Consider the following 21,595-nt stretch of genomic DNA (forward strand, 5'->3'; position numbering starts at 1 on the left):
AAATTATCTATTTTTGCACCTTAATATATATAGTATGAAAAAGGCTTTGATGTATTTTGCTTTAGGAACGGTTTTGAGTTTCCTTATTAATTATTTCTTTTATAATTCCAACAATATCGGTCTTGATATATATTATGCATTAGCTTTTGGGGTTGCTTGGGGGATTGCTTATTATTTAGATACTCCCAATATCACACTGCCACAGAAACTAGGTTTTTCTTTTGTGGCAATGGCAATCTTGGTATTGGTAGGAACCTTGATCTTTAGTTTAGAATTGGCAATTCCTTCCATCCTTAAATTTTCAATGGTTTTTGTAGCTTATTATTTAATTGCAAGCTTTAAAGCAAGTAAGTCATTAAGACAATAAAAAAACGGGCTGCCTTTTAAGACAGCCCGTTTTTGTATTTTAATGGATCATCAGGAAACTGATCATTGCTAAACCAACTAATAGAAAGCTAAAAACAAAAAAGTTGATGAAGAGTAGGAAAGTACCGATGATAAAACTTACTAAACCGTGAGCGTGATATACTTTACGATGGGCAATGAAGAAATAGGCAATACTATATAGGCCCAATAAGTAATATGATATATCAATAATAGTATCAAAGAACTTAATATGTTCAATAAGTCTTTGGGTATGAATTAATATTGAAATAAAGGTGACCAGAAATAATAGAAATGAAAAGTAATGAAGCGTGAACACCCCATGATCAAAATACCACCACTTTTTCTTATTATGAAAGATCCATAATAAGAAGGCGAAAATTGGGAGGTAGATAAAAAGGGCTTTTGGAAGATTATGAAAAGATACTTCATAGATCTTTTGAAATATTTCTTTTTTTGGAATTCCACTTTCTTTCAATTCGAAAAACTTGTGAACAAAAGGAGAAGAAAGGTTATATCCGAAAGAAGGGTTTTTGGCTACAATCGAGTCATATTCTCTAGCATTTTTGGCTCCCGATATTACTATAGATTCATCTATACCATCATTAAAATTCATCTCTTCTTTTGGTTCGGTTGCTTCTTTTGCTCCCTCTTGAATCTTTTTATTTATTGTCGCAGCGAGTATAGAGTCATTTTTGGAAAGATTCTTCGTGTTTTTGTTGACGGCCTCTGTAAGTTGTGTGGAAATAACTTTTTTAATACTATCATTTTTTGCCTTAGTCTCAGCCACGGTAGCGGGAGATTCTTGATGGTCAAAATTAAGATTAATCAATGGGAAAAGCGAAAACATAAAAAAAGTAATAAAACTCATAAATATGTAAAGCTTTACAGGAGGCACATACATCTGTCTCTTTCCTTCCAGATAAATTGCGGTTAATTTTCCGGGTTTGAACAGAAGGTTTTTAATTGTCTTCCAGAATTGTCCGTCGTAATGGGTAAAATCTTCAATAAAGTGGGTAAAGAGATAATGAAAAACCTGTTTAGGTTCCGTATTTTCTTGTCCACAATGGGTACAGAATCTTTCTTCAACCTGATGATTACAGTTTAAACAAGTTTTGTCTTCTCTGATTTTTCCGTGACTCATGATTTTAGGATTTGCCGCAAATATAATTATTTAACAGGATACAATAATTACATTGGTAATCTTTTACGGCAAAGTGTAAATAAAAGTTAATAAAGTAAGAGCTTGACTTGCCAAACTCTTTACTTTATCACTTGTGTTTTTAGAATCTTCTAAAACTTTTTTTTCATCGCTAATGTCTTTACAACATTTATGCCATAAATAACATATATAGATGAAAGTTGTCGAATCGTTTAATCAAAACATCTCATCAGGACATTATATGAAATATGTTTTCAGGTTACAAAATTAATTTGTACCTTTGCACACCCTTACGGGGAAAATTATGTTTAATCTTTAACTAAAACGTGTGAATACATTAAGTTACAAAACTGTTTCAGCGAACAAAGCTACTGCTAATAAAGAATGGGTTGTGGTAGACGCTGAAGGACAGCCGTTAGGAAGACTAGCTTCTACGGTTGCAAAGATTTTGAGAGGTAAGCACAAAACAAACTTTACACCTCACGTAGATTGTGGTGATAACGTTATTGTTTTGAATGCTGGGAAAGTTACTCTTTCCGGAAACAAGTGGAACGATAAGACTTATATCTGGCATACAGGTTACCCTGGAGGTCAAAAGTCTATGACTGCAGCTGAACTTCAAAAGAAAGATTCTTTAAAAGTATTAGAAAAGTCTGTAAAAGGTATGTTACCTAAAAACAGATTAGGATCTGCTTTATTGAAGAACCTTTATTTATATGAAGGAACTGAGCACAAACATGAAGCTCAACAGCCTGAAACAATTAATATTAACGAATTTAAATAATTATTAATATGTCTATAGTTCACAAAATCGGAAGAAGAAAAACTTCTGTAGCAAGAGTTTATGTAAAGCCAGGTTCTGGAATCATTACAGTAAACGGTAAAGAGGCTGCAACTTATTTCTCTACAGACGTTATGGTTTACAAATTGAACCAACCGTTTATCCTTTCTGAAACTGTTGGTCAGTATGACGTTACCGTAAATGTTTTCGGTGGTGGTAATACAGGTCAGGCAGAAGCTATCAGATTAGGTATTTCAAGAGCTTTATGCGAAATCAATGCTGAGTTCAGATTAGCTTTGAAACCTGCTGGTTTACTAACGAGAGATGCAAGAATGGTGGAAAGAAAGAAGCCAGGTCAGAAAAAAGCAAGAAAGAGATTCCAATTCTCAAAACGTTAATTTTCAGACTTTCAGATACAAGGTCTCAGATCTCAAAATTTTTTGGTCTGTTATCTTATGTCTAAAATCTATTATCAAAACAAAAAATTGCCCGTTACGTTTAGCATCCAAACACTTCTCCCATCTAAAGAAGCTGTTGATTGCATAAGAGGCGGAAAGTAAACTAACAAAAACAGAAAACATGGCAAAAGCAAATGTAAAAGACCTTTTAGAGGCTGGCGTACACTTCGGTCACATGACTAGAAAGTGGAATCCAAATATGGCTCCATACATTTTTATGGAGAAAAACGGTATTCACATTGTAGACTTACATAAAACAGCAGTTAAGTTGGATGAAGCTTGTAACGCTTTAGAAAAATTAACATCTGCAGGTAAAAAAGTTCTTTTTGTAGCTACTAAGAAGCAAGCAAAAGAAGTAGTTGCAAAGCATGCTGCTGAACTTAATATGCCTTATATTACAGAAAGATGGCCGGGAGGTATGTTAACAAACTTTGTTACTATCAGAAAGGCTGTTAAGAAAATGAACCATATCGACAAAATGAAAAAAGACGGTACGTTCGAAACTTTATCTAAAAAAGAAAGACTTCAGGTTGACAGACAAAGAGCTAACTTAGAGAAAAACTTAGGTTCTATCTCTGACATGGTTCGTCTTCCTTCTGCAATCTTCGTTGTAGATATCATGAGAGAACACATCGCGGTAACTGAAGCTAAGAAATTAGGTATTCCAGTTTTCGGTATTGTTGATACAAACTCTGATCCTAGAAAAGTTGATTTCGTTATCCCAGGAAACGATGATGCTTCTAAGTCTATTGATATGATCTTGAGCGTAGTTTCAGAATCTATCAAAGATGGTCAGACTCAAAGAAAAGCTGACAAAGAAAAATCTAAAGAAGAAGGAGAAAAAGTATCTGCTGATACAGATGCTGATTTCGATACTGCTGCTGAATAATTAAGGATTTATCTTTAACATATAAAACCTCGCTAAACATGTTTAGCGAGGTTTTTAGTTTTTAAGGACACTTCACCAATGTGAATTCAGGATCATTTGGATCTTGATATTCTATAGCGATTCTACATTTGCCTGTACAGCATATCTCTCCAATTTCAAGGCTACAGCCCTCAATGCAGCTTTTATATCCTCCTTTAATTGTTCTTAGCTGATTTCTTGAGACTTTCTTTAAGTTTTTCATAGTTTTAGTTTTGTAATTTCCTACTCTATGTGCTTTTCGGATTCCGCAATATTATTCAAATATAATAATATAAGTTATATCACGTGTCTTAGAAAAATTAGTTAAGTCTTTTTTTATATTTCATTTAATTCGAAAGTTTAATCTTAAAAGAAGAAGAGATGAATTTAGTTTTTTGATAAATAGAGTTACATACCATTCCGGATAAACTATAATTCTGATTTTTAGGAACCATTGCAGAGCCGATTTTATTGGCGCCGATTGGTATTTTTTTGAAATAATTATTTCCACTTATTGTAAGAACCATATTACACTTCGAATTATTTTCCACGGTGATAGATGTTTCATCGCCATCTGAGCCATTTAATATATCTGTAAGTACTTCGGCTGTTTCAGGCTTGTAAGTCTTTATTAAGGTACTATATTCCCTTTCTACTTGACTTGCTGAGTTGTTTCCACTCGAAGGAATACTTGTTCCAGATCCTTTAACGGTTGGGCTTGAGCGGTAGTGCGTCGTACTACAACTATTTAAAAATATCACCAATAGCAAGCTGTAAAAAAGTAATGTCTTTTTCATTTTATAAATTTGTCATATAAAATTACTCTTTTTACTTATTATTTGAAATGGGTTTATTCCCAACCTGTGAGGGATTGCTTATCGTTAAAAGTGTATTCTTCTTTATATCTTTCTGTGAACTATATTTCACATCACAAACATTGCTGTTAAGGATATAAGATCCTTTATTAATGACAATGAAATTCTCTCCGTGCGCAGGAATTGCCATATTATAGAAATCTTTTCCTTCAATCTTTAAGACTAGATTACAATCAGAGTTATTTTTAAATAGAAGAATGACCTCTTTTTTGCTGATGTCTTCATTAATCATTGCATTTAAAAGCTGTACGGTCTTTTCTTTATGCTCTTTTGTTGTTTCCATTATTAAACGTTTAAACTCTTCTGCATCTTTAGAATTTCTCATGACACTACTGGGAATCTCAGAGATAACAGGTCTGGCTTCCATTGGTTTTGCATCTTTTTTACCTTTTGTCCAGGCTTCATTTTTTAAGGCAATAAGTTTTGGTTTTAAAACGCTTTTTTTGGGATCTTCAGGGAAAGTAGTACTTAGATACTCTTCAATCTCTTTAATATTGGTGCTTTTTAAAATGTTTTTTGATTTTTTTTGTGCATGAAAGGAGTTGCCAATCATTACAAGAAGTAATGAAAGGATGAAGGTGTTTTTTTTCATCAATAATCAATTTAATTAGTGTGTTTTTCATTTGTGATTGTATTGCAGTAGACATGACAATACAAGATTGTAAATTTTTACAATCTCTATTCTTTTGGGTGAATTTTATCACCCAGATAACAAAAAATAGTTAACTAATTATATAGAAATAGGGAGGGATCTTTTTTTTCATCTTGTGTGTATTTTTAATTTATTTTAAATTTTATGTAAGTTATTGTTTTTCCTTTTGCAGAAAACAATTCTTCATAATAGGTTTTTATATCTTTTAAATGTTCTGTGCCCGGATCATATTCTGCTGCACCATAAATATCATGATGTGCCGATATAATTTCGTAGCCTGCTCCTTGAAGATAACCTAATGTATAGCCATGTAAAAACTCAGAATCGGTCTTTAAATGAATGATACCGCCTGGTTTAAGGAATTTTTTATACCTTTCTAGAAAATCGGGGTGGGTTAATCTATGCTTTGTACGTCTGTACTTAATTTGTGGATCAGGAAACGTGATCCAAATTTCATCTACTTCGTTTTCTCCAAAAAAATGATCTACCAATTCTATTTGAGACCTTACAAAAGCAACATTTCCCATGTTGTTTTCTACGGCTTCTTTAGCTCCAAACCAAAATCTAGCCCCTTTGATATCGATACCGATAAAGTTTTTCTCTGGGAAAGCTTTTGCAAGTCCAACAGAATATTCTCCTTTACCACAACCTAATTCAAGAACAATAGGGTTGTCATTTTTAAAGAAATCTGTTCTCCATTTTCCTTTCAGTGCAAAGCTGTGTAAAGCTTCTTCTCTTGTTGGTTGGATAACGTTCGGTAATATTTTGTTTTCAGCAAATCTTGCTAACTTATTTTTTCCCATGAGATATATAAAATCCCGCAAAAATAGCAAAATTTGTATAGATTACCTTGTTTTTTAACGATAAAAGGCTTTTGTGAAGATGTATTATTTTTTTGCTGAACTTCCCAATGCTACCATAATGGGTTTCTGAATTGTTTTTTGAGAAGCATATTGAGCGCCACATACGATGCTTGTGAAGAGATAATCTCCTTTATTCACTACTACAGAACTTTCGTTGTGGGCAGGAACTGCAAGTCTGTATTTCGTAACTCCTACGCCTTCCATTCTTACGATAATATTACAGTCAGATTTATTTTGAATAAGAACAATACAGTCTTTACTCATAGGATCATTATCGAAAAGGGAATTTAATATTTGTACGGTTTTATTTTTGTGCTCCGTAGGAGAAACTGCCATTAATAGATTAAATTCTTCTGCTTCAGTGTCTTTAATTATCGTAGTAGATGCAGCTACAGTAGTATTGGTGATATATACGTTTTTTGCATTACTGGGTGTGTAAACAACCAAAGATTGTTTTGCCTGTAATTCTGCATTGTATTTTGCGATTTGTTTTTGTTTGATGATCGCATTCATTTCATCGAATGTGATTTTTGTAGAAGGCCTTCTTTTCAACAAAGCAAGTTGTTCCTGCATTTGCTTTACTTTCTGGTCTTCCGGAAGTGCATTTTTTATATACTCCCTCATCATTTCCATTACTCTAGGTTTTAGTACGCTTCTGCGAGGGTCATCAGGATGGGCGTCTCGTAAGAAAGCATTTATCTCATAAATGTTCTTGCTTTTTAAAATTTCGCTGTAGTCTTTATCCTTTCTCTGTGCAGAAAGAAGACCAAATAATAGAAAGGTACTAAAGAGTAAAAGTAATTTTTTCATTCACTAATATTAAGGTAAAAAATAACTTATTCTTTTTCTTTATTTGTGTTTTGATGGTTTTGATTTAATCATTAAAGTCTGCTACATTGTGATATAAAATTAACAATATTTTAAAAAAATAAAGGAATGTATATCACTTAATTTTATGATGTACATTCCTTTACTACAAATATGATGCTATTCTATTTAATAATGTCTTGAAGGTGTGAATTTCTTAACCTTCTTTGATAGATAGGCATGTATTTTTCAATAGGGATTTTTACGGCCTCAAAATTACCATTCATAATATAAGGCTGAATATTTTCTGATGAATATACAAATTGAAGGAAATTATCAATTAAATTTTCAGGGATTTTAAACTTAAGGAAATAATCTTTTCCTAAATAATTTTTAATCTGAGAAACAGAACTGTTCATCTTTTCATAGGCAACATAACGTTGTTTTTTCTTTCTTTCTCCTGATAGGATATCGTAAATACTTTCTAAACTAAAGGTAAGTCCGCCATCTCTTAATCCTGCAACAGGAAGTTCCGGTGGAGTTCCATCTCCTTTTGGTTCCGGTAATCCGATTACTTTTTTCAGTGCCCAAGCTTTATCGTCTTTTTTCAACGCGTTCACATCATATCTCAAATTTCCGGTTGGTTTAAACCTGCTTATCACAATTTCCTGAATATCGTGATAGGCTATTTTTAATTCGATTAAATTTTTGGGACCCAACATTTGAGGAGAAAGCTGAATGTCTTTTCTTTCTGTCACGATGGACGTAAAACGAATAACATCTCCAGTATTTGCCGGGATATTAAAATCACCATTGTAATCTGTAAGAACAGTTCTCTGTGTTGTAAGATTGGTTACATAAACCTGATTAAGATATAATACTGAGTTGTCCCTTAGAAACACTTCTCCGGAGTATACTTGAGCATTGATTTTTACCAAAAAAACCAATACTAATAAAGTGATAAGCTTCTTCATATAATGCAGCAAAATTACATAGAAATCCAATAATTTATACCTAGTTAAATAGTGAAATCAGGTTAAAGTTATATTAAACTTTATGATAAAACTGTTAATGAATGTTATAAACCTAGTTTTGAGTATAGATTAAACTATCTGTTCTTAACGAGTAGCCAACTTGAATATTTTACCGATGTGCTTCCTCCAAATTCTGTCCAGCTGATAAAATACCAATACGTGGCTGTGTTTATCGGTCTTCCGCCCAGAGTTCCATCCCAGGTAAATCTATTGGTAGGTGTTCCTCTGAACACTTCAGCTCCATATCTGTCAAATATCCTGAACACTAAATTATCATTCCCCATTAATGCTGAATAATCAATATCATCATTAATTCCGTCATGATTTGGGGTGATGGTATTGATCAAATTAATAATGGTGAATGTTCTCGTCACCTCATCACATTTTCTAGAATCTCTTACATGAATCACATGATTTCCTCTTGGGACATTTTGAAAAATATTGGAAGCCTGCCAGTTGATTCCGTCTAAAGAATATTCATAAGGAGGAGTTCCACCGCCTGCACCAATGGTTACTGTATTGCCATTAATTTCTATGGAGACAATTGCAGGGAGAACAGATTCGGTAACATTTACATTCTGTCTGTAAGTACAACCATCAAAAGTAAGATCTACCCAGTAACTTCCTGCAGGAACGTTTGTAATGGAAGGAGTGGTTGCTCCGGTACTCCATAAATAAGCGTCGAAGCCAGGTCCTGCGTCTAATGTTGTTGTCGTTTTTGGACAAATTATTTGATCAAAAAGTATATTTGATTTTTTAGGGGTCTTGATATTAATTATTATTGATGCTATATTCGGACAAACCCCAGGTTTTTCAAATCTAATATGGATGGTTTGTGTTCCTGTAAGATTCATTGGATTACCAATAGGAGCCACATTATTCTGTGCATCAGCTAAAGTAGCATGATAGGTTACCGTCACGTTAGGGTCAATTGTGAATTGTGGAATATACTGTGTAAGATTTACATTCTTAATTCCATCCAAATCATCATCACAGACGCTTATTGTGTAGGACGTTTTTATCAAAGGAATTTTTGCTCCGATACTGAAATTTAAAGGCTGGATAATAGAAGCACAACCATCCGGAGAGTCAACCCTGATGTATATGGTTGTAGCTGCGGTATAACTCCAGTTGTTAGGAAGTGTATTTGCGTTTCCAGCATTGGCATCAGCTAAATTGGCGTAATATCTTACATTCGTAAAATATGTAGGATTATTAAGAACAAGAGGAGTGATGTTTGATAAAATAACGGTTACTGTGCCATCCAGATTATCATCACAAAAAATACCATTGTAATTGTTGAGTACGATGGCCAGATTGTATAGATTCAGGGTAATCTGAGCAATTGTTTTACAGCCAACATTATTTTTAACTAAGGCATATACAATTGTCCCGTTAGGTGCAGCATAGGTTGTTGGTGCTGTAATTAGTGCTGCGGCATTTTCATTCTGAGCATCTAGCAGGGTAGGGTAATAAGTAATAGTTACAGGTGTATTGTTGGTAACATTCGCTGTTGTTAAATTAAAGGTTCCTTGCCCATTGATATTACAAGCTGTTAATGTTGCATTATTCACAGTCAATGCCTGAATATTAATGGTTACAATTACCGTTTCACAATCTGGAAGATTAGGGTCATTACCGCAGAAAGTATAGGTGAAAGTATCTGTTCCTGTAGTTCCGGGGTTGGTAACCGTGTAGGTAATTATTCCTGTAGTAGGATTAATAACAGCTGTTCCTAAGGTTGGTTGAGTGGTAATGGCAACAGTAGACGGCACAGGTGTTTGTGTAGAACTGCTGAAAGCCGGCGTAATAGGTTGCGAGGAACAAACATTGTAAACTGCAGTAGTCTCCTTCATACAGTTTAATACTTTTAGTTTGTCTGTAACCAAAGGCGCACAGCTTCCCATTGTTACTGAACAGGAGTAAAATCCGGATTGTGTTGGAATATAAGTTGATGCAGTAGCTCCCGGAATTAAAACATCATTCCTGTACCATTGATACGAATCATAAATAAGAGGATCTACGGTAAGAACGATTCCCGGCGCACAACCACTACCAGATTTTAAAATGACCGGCTGAGTTGGAAACCCTGCAAAGAAACCGCCATATCCCACAGCATCACTTCCGGCGCTGATTCCCGCCATAATTGCTTTAGAAGAAACTACGGTAATAGTACCTGTGGTATTCGGGATTCCATAAGTAACCCAGTTGTTGGTTCCCGTCATATTAAACGGCCCTGTGCTGGTAAGAGGAGTGTTTCCATTTACGGTGACAACAGCACCCCTTTCGGTGATTAAATTAAGCTTAGTTGGGATATTTAAAATTCCTAAAGGATTAGCATTTGAATGCACAAAGTTTTCATCAATAAAGCCTAATTCATTAATCTGTTTTGGTAAATAACAATTCAGAGCAGGGATGAAATTAAAACCACCCGTTGCAACCTCACTTCCCGAAGCTGAATCTCCCGCTAAAAGTTGATAGACATAGGCGTTTTTTGAAGTCCTTACATATAAATTATAATGTCCACTTCCTTGAAGCTGATACTTGGTATCCGGGATTACAAAATACTGTCCCGTGTTTAACGTAGCTAATGGAGGAATTTCATTGTTTACAAAAATTTGGGTATTATCTTGTGTGGCGATTACCACAGCACCTTCCATATTGGCGCCAATACTACCGTTGCCTTTTACGATGGCAAACTCATTTCCTAATCTTTCAACAGGGACTGCCTGATCCATCAGAATATCTGAACTTGAATCGTAATTTCCGGCATATTGACCGTTGAAGTTTCCGTTGGTAATATTTACAGGTTTATCAGAAACTATTTTAGATCCTATAAATCCGTCAAAATTTCCTGCAATGGTACCATTACCATCAATGATGTATGATTGCCCTTTATTTAAGGTAAAGGTCATGGTGGGGTTGGTGACTCCTGTGGTTCCGTTGGAAAATTGAACGGTACTTTTATATCCGGAAATCGTAACGGTAGTATTGTCTTCAGTGGCTAAAACACTGGTCATGAAGTTTAAAATAAAATTGCTTACCGTAATAGGAGCACTTGCCGCATGGAAAACTTTTCCTGTAGAAGGTATTCCTTTAGAAGTAATAATTTCGGCGTGGTTAAAAACGGAAAATCTTAAATTGACATAAAATGGGAATTCTGCTTTTAAATAAAGACCTTTTGAAGTTGGTGTAAATAAATCTGTTTGCTGAGTGGTGATGATATAATCTCTTAATACATCAAACTTTTGAGGATTATTTTTACTTATATTCACGGTTCCGATTAAGACATTGTTATTATAAATGCTTACCGGAAAAGAGGTCGTTCGGTTGGTAGATAGATATAATTTTTGATAGGGATTAGGATTTCCCGTTCTGTCTACCATAGGGGCAAACCAATGTTCTCTGTCCAACTGAGCGAAAGTTGAAGTGAAAATATAAAGTATAAATAGAAAAGATAGAATTTTCTTCATTCAGTATCAGCTTTTACCACAAATTTAATAATAAAATATAGTTAATCCTTGAAAAAACAATAAAAAAACCACGATTCTAGAATCGTGGTTTCAATACTTATGTGTTATTTTTATTATTCTCTGTTTTTTACTAAGATCCAGCCTGAGAATTTAATTGGAGTTTGCTTTTTATTAGGCTCATTCCAGCTGATATCATACCAATAACTTCCTGTAGATACTTTATTGGTTCCGCTTATTGTTCCGCCCCATTTGTATCCATTAGTTTTATCTGCCTGGAAGATTTTACTTCCGTATCTGTCGAAGATATTAACAACTAAATTCGGTTTATGAGCTAATGAAGAATAATCTAAAACATCATTTACGCCGTCGTTGTTTGGTGTAATTACATTAATTAAATTAGGAATTGTAATTTCTACATCAATAGGAGTACAGTTATAGTCATCTTTTACATATACCGTTCCATTTCCTCTAGGGACATTTGTGAAGATGTTTGAATCTTGCCAAGTGATATTATCCATTGAATATTTGTATGGAACAGTACCACCTACTACATATACTGTAACAGTATTGTTGGCAATATCAATATTCGAAATAACAGGTTGTTCAGAAGAATATACCTTTACATCTTGTTTAGTGATACAATCTCCTGTTTTTAACTTTACCCAATAGGTACCAACACCTATATTATTGATGGCTTGAGTTGTTGCACCAGTACTCCATTCGTAAGCGCTAAAGCCGGGGCCTGCGTCTAACGTAGTTTTGTCTTCCATACAAATAATCTTATCTACCAATACCGCAGATTTTGTGGGAGGAAGAACAATAAGTGTTATTTGTGCTACTTTGAAACATCCGTTTGCATTGGTAACTCTTACATAGGCAACACCATTAGGAGCGATATAAGTTGTTGGCGTTGTGATCTCATTAGTTCCGTTATTAGCATCAGTAGGGGATGGATAATACTTTTTAGTAATCCCAGCCTCCGTAGTGACACTGGCGGTGGTAAGATTAAATAATGCAGTTGCAGGATTAGATTCAATAAAACAAGATCTTAAAGTTGCATTATTAACTACTGGGCTTTTAGATACTGTTAAATTTAAAGTAATCTGTTCACAGTCTACAAAGTTCGGATCGTTACCACAGAATTTATAAACAATTTTATCTGGACCAAAATATCCTACAGTAGGTACATAAGTAATTACTCCTGTTATAGGATCTACACCTGCCGAGCCATTTGCCGGAGGAGTAATGATTGTTACAGTTCCAGGGACAGGTACCTGACTAGAGGTCGTAAATTGAGGAAGAATATTTAAAAGACCTTCACAAACCGTCATTGCTTTTGTGGTCTCTTGAAGACATGTGTATACTTTATAGACTGGGGTTGTTTCAGGAGGACATGATCCTATGGTAATTCTTACCGTGTAATCTCCAGATTGAGTTGGAGTGTATGAATTAGTATTTGCTCCCGGAATGGCAACTCCGTTTCGGAACCATTGGTATGTTTCGTAGCTATCATCAACCTCTAATACAAGCCCAGGAATACAGTTTCCTGTTTGTTTTGCAATTAAAGGAATAGATGAGAATCCTGCAAAATAACCTCCATATCCGGCGGTGCTATATCCTCCGTTTACCCCTGCGGTAACTGCTTTTGTAGAAGTAATAGAAACATTACCTGTAATTCCTGTAATAGCATAAGTTACCCATTGGTCGTTACCCAAAAGTGGATAGGGTCCCTGAGCAGGAGTAGGAGCTATGTTATTTACTGTTACTACAGCTCCCTTTTCTGTTAAGATATTCAGTTTTAAAACTAATGAACCTGTGTAAGTTGGCATTTCCTGGATTTTTCCAATCTCATCAATTTTTCTTGGCAAGAAACAGTTCAATGGGGGAATATAGTTGTATCCTGCAGTAGCAGTACCACCAGATGATCCTAATAATTGATATAGATATACATTTTTTGTAGTACGTACATACACATTGTAATGCCCGCCTCCTTGGTCAATATAAGCACTGTTTAAGATTCTATAATAATCACCTTCGTTAAGGGTTGCAATAGGTGTCGTTGCATTATTAAGAAAAACTTCTGTATTATTTTCAGTGGCAATTATTATCCCACCCTCCATATCGTAATGATTGGTAAGTGGAGATAAACTTCTTACCATGGCAAATTCATTTCCTAGACGGTTGGTTGGTACAGATTGGTCTAAAACAAGATCAGATCCTGCTGTAGTATTTCCTGTTGCGAACATTCCGTTTGCATTTCCATTGGTTACAGAAATTGCTTTATCAGAAGTTATTTTTGTTCCAATAAAACCAGCTTGGTTTGCAACAGTGTTACCAACTCCGGCAAGAATATAAGATTGGCCTTTATTTAGGGTGAAATTAATAGTTAATGGCGGATTTGTGTTATTGATAAACTGTATGTTGGGATCATATCCGCTAACTGTTACTTTTGTGTTGTCTTCAGTTGCCATGATACCTGTTGTAAAGTTCATACCACTACCCCCTGATAAACTTGTAGTGATTGGTGTTGCAGCTGCATAGAATGTTGTTCCTATACCGGCTTTTCCTTTTGAAGTTACAATTTCGCCATGAACACTATAATATATTCTTAATGAAGCAAAATAAGGTTTTGTTCCCTTGGTGTATACTCCCATATTAGTTGGGGTAGCAGCCTGTGAATCACTAGTTGTTGTAATGTATTGAGATGGCAGGGGAAACATTTGAGGAGTCCCTTTACTGATGGTAACAGTTCCAATGACAGTATTGTTGTTGTAAATGGTTACCGGAAACGGAGTAACTGAATCTGTTGAAAGGTATATACCATGGGTATAGGTTGATCCTGTTGAAGAATTAAAATAAGGAGCAAACCAATGGTCTGTATCCCTTTGTGCAAAAAGTGTATTGATTGTTAATACAATTAATACTAAGGATAGTAGAAATTTTTTCATAAACTTGGAATTAGGATTTTGCAAAAATAACAGAATATTTCAATATTCATTGAAAATAGTACTGTAAATATGGTGTTGTGTAATAAAAAAGCCACGATTTAAAAATCGTGGCTTTAAAATAATTTATTATTCCCTATTTTTTACAAGAATCCAACCTGTATATTTTATTGGAGTCTGTTGCTTGTTGGGTTCATTCCAATTGATGTGATACCAATACGTTCCGGTTTGTATTTTCTTATCGAAATGTTTACCATCCCATCTGTAGTTATTAAACTTGTCTCCTGTGAATATCTTATTACCATATCTGTCATAAATCACAAAGGTTAGATTGAGTTTGTAAGACAGCTCGCTGTAATCAATATAATCATTTTTGTTATCTCCGTTTGGAGTAATCGCATTTAATAAATTAGGAACGGTAACTTCCACAGAGGTAGGAGTACAGTTATAAGTATCTTTTACATAGAATGTATGTTGACCTCTTGAAAGATCTGTAAACACATTAGAGTCCTGCCAATTGGTAATCCCGTCTACTGAATACTTGTAAGGTGGAGTTCCACCGTTAACGTGAACTGTTGCTGTATTTGTAGAGATCTCTATTTGTGTAATCACAGGATCTACTGTTTTCTTAACTCTTACTACTTGGGTAACGAAACATCCGTTCTTTCCAAGGACTACTGTGTATTCTCCAACACCTACTCCCTGAATACCTGATGTTGTTGCACCTGTATTCCAAAGATAAGAATCGTATCCAGGACCTGCCTCTAGATTTGTTTTAGCATCAATACAGATATATTTATCTACAAGGATTGGTGATTTTTTGATAGGCTTTGCAATTAATTCAATTTTTGCAATAGCTGTACATCCTTCGTTGCTTGTTACTTTCACATATACAAAACCTCCTGCAGAAGCATAGTTGGTAATATCTATAATTTGGTTGGTATTTGCATTTAAATCTGCTAGGGTAGGGTAGTATTTTTTAGTTACCTGAGTGAAATCAATAACGTTTGCTTTTGTTAAATCAAAGAATGCTTTGTCTTCATATTGGCAAGCTTCCAGTCTTGCATCTTTTACGATGAATGGAACAACGGTTAGGTTTAGTGTTACAATTTCACAATCTACAAATTCGCCTCCGTTTCCACAGAATTTATAAACAATAATATCTGCTCCTGTATATCCAGTGGTTGGATTGTAGGTAATTGTACCTGTTGTAGGATTTACAACAACAGTTCCGTGCGTAGGTTGAGTAATAATGGTTACCGTACTTGGAACTGGAGTTTGTGGTGAACTCGTAAATGTTGGTATGATTATTTTTGTAGCACAAGCACTTACGTTAGCTGTTGTGTTTTTAACACAAGAATATACTTTATAGATAGGTGTTGTTACTGGAGCACAAGTTCCCATACCTACTGTTACTGTATAATTTCCACCTACTAAAGGAGCATATGTATTTGAGGTAGCAGCAGGGATGGCAACGCCATTTAAGTACCACTGATAGCTATCATAACCGTCATCTACTTCTAAGATGATTCCAGGAGCACATTCTCCTGATTTTTTTGAGATCACAGGAACTGAAGAGAATCCTGCAAAATATCCTCCATATCCGGCAGAGCTATATCCTCCATTTATCCCTGCAGTTACAGCTTTTGTAGAGGTAATGGATACATTTCCTGTAATTCCTTCAATAGCATACGTAACCCAAGCTGTATTTCCTGTAAGTGGGTAAGGTCCTTCTGCAGCTGTAGGAGGTATACCGGTTACTAAAACGGTTGCCCCTGCTTCTGTCAGGATATTTAATTTTAGAGTAATTCCTGAATTAATAGTTGGCATTTCATTGATTTTACCAATTTCATCGATTTTTCTTGGTAAAAAACAGCTCAATGGCGGGATATAGTTAAAACCGCAAGTTGCATTACTTGCTAAAACCGCAACTAATTGATATAGATATACATTCTTAGAGGTTGAAATAAACATGTTAGAATGAGTTCCAGCACCTGTTTGGGTAGCGTAGCTAGTTTCATTTATTCTGTACCATTGCCCTGCATTTATTGATGCAATTGGTGTTGTAGCACCATTTATGAATATGTCTGTATTATCTTCAGTTGCAATGATAATCCCACCTTCCATATTTTCATTAGGAGCTGTAGATCTAGTTTTAACCATTGCAAAAGTACTACCAAGTCTTTCTACTGGAACTGATTGATCTAGAACGGGATCTGACCCTCCAGAGCCAAGAATACCGAAGTTACCATTACAGCTTCCATTAGTAAGAGTTATTGGTTTAGTTGATGTAATCTTTGCTCCCATAAAGCCAGTTAAGTTGGCCTGGACACTTCCAGAGCCTGTAAAAATAAAGGATTGCCCTTTATTCAAAGTAAATGTTTGAGAGTTTCCGGTAGCAGTGCCTCCAGTAAATACTATACCTGTAGTATTCCATGTTACGGTTACAGAAGTATTATCTTCTGTTGCCAGAACTCCTGCTGTAAAGTTGTATAAAGAGTTCACAGAGGTATTTGGACTTGTTGCCACATAAAAATCTTTTCCTATGCCGGCTTTTCCTTTACTTGTGATAATTTCACCGTGAACACTTTGTGCCATTCTTAAACTACAATAAAAGGGTTTGTCTCCTTTGAGGTATAAACCTTTATTAATAACCTTAAATGCATCAGCAACAGTGTTACCCAATATAAGGTTATTGGCAACAGTGTATGTTTGTGGGTTTCCTTTACTGATAGTAACCGTAGTTACTAAATTATTGTTATTATATATCTTTACATCAAAGGGAGTTAGTGAGTCAGTTGATAAATACAAGGCATTAGTATATCCTCCTACATTATCATAATAGGGGGCTATCCAATGTTCTGTATCTCTTTGTGCAAAGAGGGTATTGATTGAAAAAAAAATCAATACCAAGCTAAGTAGAAATCTTTTCATAAAAAGTGGAATTAGGATTTATACAAAATTAGGATAATATTTCAAACAATATTAATAAAATTTAAATAATATTAGAAAATTATTCACGGTTTTTAATTAAAATCCATCCAGAATATGAAACGGGTAATTTTGTATCTGGCTCTATCCATTTTAAAATGTACCAATAAGTCCCTGTTGGGAGAGTTCTGCCGTTAGATTTTCCATCCCAGATATAATTACGATCTGAAGATTGATATACAGTTGCTCCGTATCTATCAACAACTTGTATAGTGACATCCTGTTTTATTCTTAGATCTGAATAATTCAATACATCATTTCTCCCATCACCATTTGGAGTAATAGCATTGATAAGATTTAATACTAAAAATTCTTTAGAAACCGGTTGACATCCATCTGCTCCTAAAACATACACTGTATGAAGGCCTCTTGATAATCCTGTGAAAACATTGGATGATTGATAATCAATATCATTTAATGAATACCTGTAAGGTGCAGTTCCTCCTGAAACATTTATCGTTGCAGTGTTTCCTGAAACAGCAATGCTCGTAATGGTAGGTGCCTGAGCGGTTGTTACATTAACAAATTGACGGTAAACACATCCATTGAAACCTAAATCTACATAGTAACTTCCTGCTCCTACGGTAACAGTTTCTGTAGTAGCTCCTGTGCTCCATAAATAAGATGTGAAACCAGGTCCTGCATTCAACATCACTTTGTCATTGGAACAAATAATCTGATCACGAAGTGTTGTGGATTTTTTTGGAGTCTTCAATGTTACCTTTAAGGTTGCAACGTTTGGACAATCTGTTGTGCTTGTAAATCTCACATAAAAAGTACCAACTGAATTGATAATTTGTGTAGGAGATATTGCACCGGTTACTGTTTGTGCATTGGCCAATGAGGTATAGAATGTTAAGGTTACAGCTGGATTATTTGTGAATAAATTTTTATAATCATTAAGGTTTACAGTTTCAGAACCATTAAGGTCATTGTCACAAACTTCTACATTTACATTATTGGATAGTAATGATATTTTATTTCCGACTTTAAAATTAATCTGTCCAAAAGCTGGTGGACAGTTTGATAAATTATTATCAACTCTTACATAAACAGTTGTATTGGCTGTATAAGTCCAGTTTGTTGGTAAGGTATTATTGTTTCCGGCAGTAGCATCAGCTTGGCTTAAATAATATCTTACGATGAAATTTGCAGAATTAGTAACGATTTGAGGAGTTACTGTTGCAAAATTTACATTGATAGCTCCTTCAAAACTATTGTCACAAAGATTTGCGTTATAGTTGTTTGTGTTTATATTGGGTAAAGGATTTGTTGTTAATGTGATCTGTGCTGTTTTTGAACATCCTGCTGATGAAGTTACATTAGCGTAAATAATTCCTGCAGGTCCGGAATAAGTTGTTGGATTTGTAATTTGTCCAGTTAAATTTGAATTGGTAAAATAGGTAATTGTAATCCCAGAATCTGAAGAAACATTTGCCGAAGTAAGGTTGTAAGTTCCGTTTCCGGTTGTTCCAGCACAAGATGCTAGAGAAGCATTATTAACAGTTGGCAGTGGATTTACCGTTAATGTGATTTGCGCTATTTTTGAACATCCTGCTGATGAAGTTACATTCGCATAAATAATTCCTGCAGGTCCGGAATAAGTTGCTGGATTTGTAATTTGTCCAGTTAAATTTGAATTGGTAAAATAGGTAATTGTAATCCCAAGATCTGAAGAAACATTTGCCGAAGTAAGATTGTAAGTTCCGTTTCCATTTGTTCCAGCACAAGATGATAAAGAAGCATTATTTACGGTTGGTAATGGATTTACAGTTAATGTAATCTGTGCTGTCTTTGAGCATCCCGTTGATGAAGTTACATTAACATAAATAATTCCTGCAGGTCCTGAATAAGTTGTTGGATTTGTAATCTGCCCAGTTAAATTTGAATTGGTAAAATAGGTAATTGCAATCCCAAGGTCTGAAGAAATATTTGCGGAAGTAAGGTTGTAAGTTCCGTTTGCACTTGTTCCAGCACAAGATGATAAAGAAGCATTATTAACGTTTGGCAATGGATTTACAGTCAATGTAATTTGAGCTATTTTTGAACATCCATATTGGGAAGTTACATTAGCGTAAATAATTCCTGAAGGTCCTGAGTATGTTGTTGGATTTGTAATTTGCCCCGTTAAATTCGGATTGGTAAAATAAGTAACTGCTGTTCCTGTATCTGCCGATACACTTGCTGTTGTTAAATTAAAAGTTCCATTTCCGGTTGCATTAGCACAAGTACTTAGAGAAGAGTTATTAACATTTAAGACATTTGTGTTGATAACTATCTTAAAGTATTCAAAACTGAAAGGGTTTCCATTTCCCTGAATATAATAAATAAATGTGTCTGTAGTATTTGTTGTAGTCCCCGCATTTGGAGTGTAAGTAATTTGCCCTGTCGTAGGATTAACGGTTGCTGTTCCTGAAGTAGGTGGAGAAATTATACTCGTTAATGAAGGAACAATAGCCTGTGTAGAGCTGGTAAAAGCTGGAGTGATTACTTTCGTATTACAAGAACCGATATTATAAGTTGTTGTTGTAATTGGCGGACATAAAGTGTAATTATAAATGGCCGTTAATTTTGTTTCGCAATTGTTTTTAGTGATTTGGCAAGTGTAATCTCCTGCTCCATATAATTCAGGATTAATAGAGTAAGTGGTGGCTCCAGGAATCAAAACTCCATTGAGGTACCATTGGTAAACATCATAATTACTGTCTACTTGAAGAAGAATTCCGGCATAACAATCCCCGGTTTTTGTAATGGCAGGGACAGAAGAAAATCCTGCAAAGTATCCACCATATCCTACAGCACCATTTCCTGCCGCTATTCCTGCCGTTACGGGTAAAGTTGAATTAACAGTGATATTCCCTGTTACATTCGGAATAGAATAGGTTACCCAGTTAGGATTTCCGGTTACGGGATATGGCCCATTAGCTACTGCAATATTATTTCCATTAAGTGTTACTGCTGCACCTACTTGAGTGATAATATTAAGTTTAGTATCGTAAGAATTATTTCCTATTTTATTGATGAATCCTATTTCATTAATTTCTTTAGGAAGAAAACAACTTAGCGGAGGTATAAAGTTCATTCCTCCTGTTGCGTATACTGTACTTCCAGAAGCTCCTGCAAGAAGCTGGTAGATGTATACATTATTTGTAGCGGAAATACTCATATTGTAATTTCCGTTTCCCTGATTAATATAATTGGTTCCTTGTACAATATAATATTGCCCTGCATTTAAGGTAACATTATTTAAAAGTGTTCCATTTACAGTAAGTTTGGTATTGTTTACAGTAGCAACAACTAAAGCGGCTTCCATTCCTGAATTCGCGGGTCCGTTACCTTTTACCATGACAAAATCTTTTCCCAGTCTTTCTACCGGAACTGCCTGATCCATCAATACATCTACATTGCTGTTATTTTGGGTGGTATAGATACTGTTGAAATTTCCGTTGGTTACAGATATAGGCTTGTTAGCAACTAATTTTGCACCTACTAATCCTGCCAAGTTACTTGTTGCTAAATCGCTTTGTGCTTCAATGATGTATGATTTACCTTTATTGATAGTAAAAGTTCTCGACGGAGCCGAGATCCCATCAGTGAAAACAACATTGGGGTTATATCCGGATAATGTTACCGTAGTATTGTCTTCTGTAGCAATAACTCCAATGGTTGAGTTTACGTAAGGTTTTGCTGTTGTATTAGGTGCTAATCCTATGAAAAAGTTTTTTCCAATTCCAGCTAATCCTTTTGAAGTAATAATTTCTGCCTGATTGGGAATACCAAATCTAAAGTTGGCAAAGAATTTTTTATTTCCTTTTACGTTTAATCCCATCGTTCTTTGTGTGAAAAGATTGGACAGCGTAGAAGCAATCATGAAATTATTCGGGATTGTTACCTGTACGGGATTTCCTTTGCTTACCTGTACGGTTGTATATACTGCATTGTTATTGTAAACCTGTACGGAAAACGGAGTTGTTTCGTTGGTTGATAGATATAAATAACACTCTGGAGTGCCTAGTAGAGAGCTTGCCGACATGGGAGCAAACCAGTGTTCTGTGTCCAATTGGGCATTCACAAATAGACAAAGAAATGTGCAAATAGCTAGTAGAAATTTTTTCATTGGTTATAATAAGGGGCGCAAATATAATAATTAAGAATCAAGATTCTGTACAAAAAAATCTAATAATTATCTCGTATCGTTCATATTGTTAATTATTTAATATTCACTTCATATTGGGCTCATTAGTTTTTTAATGTTCATCAAAA

Annotated in this window: 15 protein-coding genes; 4 read left to right on the top strand and 11 right to left on the bottom strand. The window is 34.9% G+C overall.

The features are described 5' to 3' along the window. The first annotated feature begins 34 nt into the window (after positions 1–34). Positions 35–367, top strand: coding sequence for a hypothetical protein (locus BUB80_RS12735; protein ID WP_073293397.1), 333 nt, complete (start codon positions 35–37; stop codon positions 365–367). Between the two features lie 39 nt (positions 368–406). Here BUB80_RS12735 and BUB80_RS12740 read toward each other — a convergent pair whose 3' ends face one another. After that, entirely contained in the window at positions 407–1,528 is a 1,122-nt protein-coding gene (locus BUB80_RS12740; protein WP_073293399.1) for a DUF3667 domain-containing protein, read from the bottom strand. 346 nt (positions 1,529–1,874) lie between these two features. Here BUB80_RS12740 and rplM point away from each other — a divergent pair, with 346 nt between their 5' ends. The 3 genes from rplM to rpsB all read left to right on the top strand — a co-directional run bounded on the left by rplM (position 1,875) and on the right by rpsB (position 3,674). Continuing rightward, positions 1,875–2,330, top strand: coding sequence for a 50S ribosomal protein L13 (gene rplM, locus BUB80_RS12745; protein WP_073293401.1), 456 nt, complete (start codon positions 1,875–1,877; stop codon positions 2,328–2,330). 8 nt (positions 2,331–2,338) lie between these two features. Beyond that, on the top strand, positions 2,339–2,725 hold the full coding sequence (gene rpsI, locus BUB80_RS12750) for a 30S ribosomal protein S9 (protein WP_054511446.1): 387 nt from the start codon (positions 2,339–2,341) through the stop codon (positions 2,723–2,725). 181 nt (positions 2,726–2,906) lie between these two features. After that, positions 2,907–3,674 (top strand): 30S ribosomal protein S2, encoded by a 768-nt coding sequence (gene rpsB, locus BUB80_RS12755; protein ID WP_073293403.1) that lies wholly within the window; start codon positions 2,907–2,909, stop codon positions 3,672–3,674. A gap of 61 nt (positions 3,675–3,735) precedes the next feature. Here rpsB and BUB80_RS24130 read toward each other — a convergent pair whose 3' ends face one another. The 10 genes from BUB80_RS24130 to BUB80_RS12800 form a co-directional block, all read right to left on the bottom strand. Then, positions 3,736–3,915: a bacteriocin-like protein gene (locus BUB80_RS24130; protein ID WP_449384805.1), complete on the bottom strand. Its 180-nt coding sequence runs from the start codon at positions 3,913–3,915 to the stop codon at positions 3,736–3,738. A 124-nt stretch (positions 3,916–4,039) separates the two neighbouring features. Continuing rightward, positions 4,040–4,489: a DUF6759 domain-containing protein gene (locus BUB80_RS12760; RefSeq protein WP_073293405.1), complete on the bottom strand. Its 450-nt coding sequence runs from the start codon at positions 4,487–4,489 to the stop codon at positions 4,040–4,042. Positions 4,490–4,520: 31 nt separating this feature from the next. After that, entirely contained in the window at positions 4,521–5,159 is a 639-nt protein-coding gene (locus BUB80_RS12765; RefSeq protein WP_073293407.1) for a DUF6759 domain-containing protein, read from the bottom strand. A gap of 185 nt (positions 5,160–5,344) precedes the next feature. Further along, the gene (gene trmB / locus BUB80_RS12770) at positions 5,345–6,022 is read right to left on the bottom strand and encodes a tRNA (guanosine(46)-N7)-methyltransferase TrmB (RefSeq protein WP_073293409.1); all 678 of its coding nucleotides are present in this window, start codon (positions 6,020–6,022) and stop codon (positions 5,345–5,347) included. A gap of 84 nt (positions 6,023–6,106) precedes the next feature. Beyond that, positions 6,107–6,892: a DUF6759 domain-containing protein gene (locus BUB80_RS12775; protein WP_073293411.1), complete on the bottom strand. Its 786-nt coding sequence runs from the start codon at positions 6,890–6,892 to the stop codon at positions 6,107–6,109. 182 nt (positions 6,893–7,074) lie between these two features. Continuing rightward, positions 7,075–7,863: a hypothetical protein gene (locus BUB80_RS12780; protein WP_073293413.1), complete on the bottom strand. Its 789-nt coding sequence runs from the start codon at positions 7,861–7,863 to the stop codon at positions 7,075–7,077. Positions 7,864–7,997: 134 nt separating this feature from the next. Next, positions 7,998–11,396 carry a T9SS type B sorting domain-containing protein gene (locus BUB80_RS12785; RefSeq protein WP_073293415.1) on the bottom strand — a complete coding sequence of 1,133 codons (3,399 nt, stop codon included), beginning with the start codon at positions 11,394–11,396 and terminating at the stop codon, positions 7,998–8,000. A gap of 113 nt (positions 11,397–11,509) precedes the next feature. Beyond that, entirely contained in the window at positions 11,510–14,344 is a 2,835-nt protein-coding gene (locus tag BUB80_RS12790) for a T9SS type B sorting domain-containing protein (protein ID WP_073293417.1), read from the bottom strand. Positions 14,345–14,470: 126 nt separating this feature from the next. Next, the gene (locus BUB80_RS12795; RefSeq protein ID WP_073293419.1) at positions 14,471–17,275 is read right to left on the bottom strand and encodes a T9SS type B sorting domain-containing protein; all 2,805 of its coding nucleotides are present in this window, start codon (positions 17,273–17,275) and stop codon (positions 14,471–14,473) included. Positions 17,276–17,354: 79 nt separating this feature from the next. Continuing rightward, complete coding sequence (locus BUB80_RS12800; RefSeq protein ID WP_083547156.1) at positions 17,355–21,449, bottom strand: T9SS type B sorting domain-containing protein; 4,095 nt, start codon at positions 21,447–21,449, stop codon at positions 17,355–17,357. Positions 21,450–21,595: the final 146 nt, after the last annotated feature.

The sequence above is a fragment of the Chryseobacterium polytrichastri genome, assembly GCF_900142445.1.
Classification (GTDB): domain Bacteria; phylum Bacteroidota; class Bacteroidia; order Flavobacteriales; family Weeksellaceae; genus Chryseobacterium; species Chryseobacterium polytrichastri.